This window comes from Frankia sp. CoWAU3 (assembly GCF_977971855.1).
The window spans coordinates 1-3,101 of sequence record NZ_CDWWXB010000133.1 but is presented as its reverse complement, the minus strand read 5'-3'; the positions used below and the strand labels follow the sequence as shown (position 1 = coordinate 3,101).

3 protein-coding genes are annotated in these 3,101 nt (G+C 68.0%); 2 read left to right on the top strand and 1 reads right to left on the bottom strand.

The window, feature by feature from the left end; all coding sequences use genetic code 11:
- Nucleotides 1-239: 239 nt before the first annotated feature.
- Nucleotides 240-647, bottom strand: a complete 408-nt coding sequence (locus AC08ON_RS12405) for a DUF5318 family protein (RefSeq protein ID WP_476607669.1) — start codon at nt 645-647, stop codon at nt 240-242.
- A 388-nt stretch (nt 648-1,035) separates the two neighbouring features.
- Between AC08ON_RS12405 and AC08ON_RS12400 the strand changes: the two genes are divergently transcribed.
- Together AC08ON_RS12400 and AC08ON_RS12395 are read left to right on the top strand one after the other, a co-directional pair.
- Complete coding sequence (locus AC08ON_RS12400) at nt 1,036-1,854, top strand: PadR family transcriptional regulator (protein ID WP_476607668.1); 819 nt, start codon at nt 1,036-1,038, stop codon at nt 1,852-1,854.
- A gap of 116 nt (nt 1,855-1,970) precedes the next feature.
- On the top strand, nt 1,971-3,044 hold the full coding sequence (locus AC08ON_RS12395) for an inositol-3-phosphate synthase (RefSeq protein ID WP_476607667.1): 1,074 nt from the start codon (nt 1,971-1,973) through the stop codon (nt 3,042-3,044).
- Nucleotides 3,045-3,101: the final 57 nt, after the last annotated feature.

The following is a 3,101-nucleotide window of genomic DNA, read 5'->3' as shown; positions in this document are numbered from 1 at the left end:
CCCGTCTCGGCCCGGACCGTGCACGATCCCGGCGACCACCGGTCCACCATCGGACCGGGGCCGACTACGTGATGTTCGCTCACTCGCCGCATTCACCCGGCGAGGCTGTGACGAGGTCAGCCCATGGTGGATGCGACGCCAGGACCTGCCATGAGACCCACATGGCAGACCAGGGTCTCACGCCGAATTCCGCCCCCTCGCGCAGGGCGTCCTTTGCGCCTCTCGGGGACGACCAGCCGTCAGCGGTCCGCGGTCCGCCGCCGGATCTGCTTCTTCGCCTTCGGCTCCCCCGTCCCGATCACATAAGAAGTGACCAGGTGGTTCCAGCCGCAGGGCGGACACACCTCCACCACATAGATCCGCAGCTCGCTGTACCTCGACGCGAGCGCGGGGAGCTCCCTGGTGGTGCGAACCCGCCCGGAGCTCTCCCCGAGCTCGTCGCCGTAGGCGTAGGTGACATGGATGAGCGGATCGCCGCCTCGGCAGACCGGGCATCGCTTCGTGGTCCGCTCACCGTGGTACCTGGCCGCCCGCAGCAGATAAGGATGCGCGGCGCAGACATCCAACGACGAGATCCTGCCCGCGAAGAGATCCGCCAGCGTCGCCCGGCGGGCGAGCGCGTAGTCGATGACCGACCGCGGACGCATGCCAGCAACGGTACGCCGGAGCCGGCTTCCAGACAGACGGTCCGCACAGACGGTCCGCACAGACGCCAAACCGGTCTCCCAGCTCCACATCCCGACCGTGATCCGGATGACAGTGCGAGCCCGCCCGCACCGGGATCTGGCCGCGCGGGGCCGATGGTCCGGCCGGGGTCGGGATGCACCGGCAGGGCGCCTATCTGTCATCTCCCGGTCGCCGACTGGTCATTCCTGGTTGCGGTGCTCGTCCCGCGACGTCTATCCTCAATGTATCGCTCCGATATGTCGAGCCGACCGTTCCGCGGGCCGTGGTGGTCGACCACCACGGCCCGCGGAACGGTCGGCGGCGCATCACGGGACATCACGGGGCATCACGGTCGAGAAGGGGTGGATCATGCTGGAGCTGGCGGTCCTCGCCCTGCTCTCCGAGAGCCCTATGCACGGCTATGAACTGCGCAAACGGCTCGCGGCGCTCCTCGGCGCGTTCCACCGGTTCAGCTATGGCTCGCTCTATCCCTGTCTGCGTCGTCTCGCGTCCGCCGGCTACGTCACCGCGGACGACGTCGGCGCCGCGAGCCGTCTCGGCGGGCGCAGTCGGGTCGTCTACACCTTGACGGGCGAGGGCAAGGAGAAGCTCGCGGACCTGCTGGGCGAGGGCGGACCGTCGTCCTGGGAAGACGAGATGTTCGGCGTGCGCTTCGCCTTCTTCTCGAAGACGGACGCCGCTGTCCGCCTCCGCATCCTCGAAGGTCGCCGCGGGCGGCTCGAGGAGCGCCGGGAGAAGGTTCGATCGGCCCTGACCCGGACCGTCGAGCGTTTCGACTCCTACACACTCGAGTTGCAGCGCCACGGCCTGGAATCGGTCGAACGTGAGGTCCGCTGGCTGAACGAGCTGATCGAGACCGAACGCGCCGGCACCCCCGCCGGCACCCAGAGACCACAGCTGTCCACAGGATCCACAGGTTTGTCCACAGCCCCGTCCACAGGATCCGTGCAGCCGGGGGTACCCGTCGTCGAACCAGCCCGCCCCAGCGGGCCGGGAAGCCCTCCGGCGCAGGCGGACCGCCAGGACGACCCGCGCGCACGGGATGGCGGCTCACCTGCCGACGGCGACGCACACCTGAACGTGAACGTGAACAGGCGTGGCCGGAGCAGGCGGGCCCCGCGGACAGCCGGCCAGGACCCCGACGGCGAGGTCCCGACCACCCGATGAACGTCATCCCGTAGCGGGTCCCTGTTCCCGACCAGCATGATCGGGAATGCCGCGGCGGAGCTGCGTGCCCCATATGACCCACTTCCACGAAGATCTCAGCTAAGGAGCAGACCGTCATGGGCTCGGTACGTGTCGCCATTGTCGGCGTAGGCAACTGCGCTGCCTCGCTGGTCCAGGGGATCGAGTACTACCGCGATGCCGACCCGTCGGCCCAGATCCCCGGGCTGATGCACGTGCGGCTGGGCGAGTACCATGTCTCGGACCTGACATTCGTCGCCGCGTTCGACGTGGACGCGAAGAAGGTCGGCCGCGACCTCTCCGAGGCCATCGCCGCCAGCGAGAACAACACCATCAAGATCGCGGATGTCCCGCCGCTCGGGGTCACCGTCGGCCGCGGCCACACCCTCGACGGCCTCGGCCGCTACTACCGGGAGACCATCGAGGAGTCGGACGAACCGCCGGTTGACGTCGTCGCAACCCTGCGGGAGACCCGTGCCGACGTACTCGTCTGCTACCTGCCGGTCGGCTCCGAGGACGCCGCGAAGTTCTACGCCCAGTGCGCCATCGACGCCGGCGTCGCCTTCATCAACTGCCTGCCGGTGTTCATTGCCGGGGTGCCCGAGTGGGCGGAGAAGTTCCGCGCGGCCGGCGTGCCGATCGTCGGCGACGACATCAAGTCACAGGTCGGCGCGACCATCACCCACCGGGTTCTGGCGAAGCTCTTCGAGGACCGCGGCGTGATCCTGGATCGGACCATGCAGCTCAACGTCGGCGGCAACATGGACTTCAAGAACATGTTGGAACGCGAGCGGCTGGAGTCCAAGAAGATCTCCAAGACGCAGGCCGTGACCTCCCAGGTCTCCCACGACCTCGGCAGGGACAACGTGCACATCGGGCCGTCGGACTACGTCGCCTGGCTGGACGACCGCAAGTGGGCCTATGTCCGCCTCGAGGGACGTGCCTTCGGCGATGTGCCGCTGAACCTCGAGTACAAGCTTGAGGTATGGGACTCCCCCAACAGCGCCGGGGTGGTCATCGACGCGGTGCGCTGCGCCAAGATCGCACTCGACCGGGGCATCGGCGGCCCGGTCCTCTCCGCCTCCTCCTATTTCATGAAGTCCCCGCCGGAGCAGTACCGCGACAACGAGGCCCGGGACAGGGTAGAGGCGTTCATCCGCGACGAGGGCTGATCGAGGGCTGATTCCTCGTCGTCCTCATCTTTCTCGTCGGGTCCTCCTCATCGGATC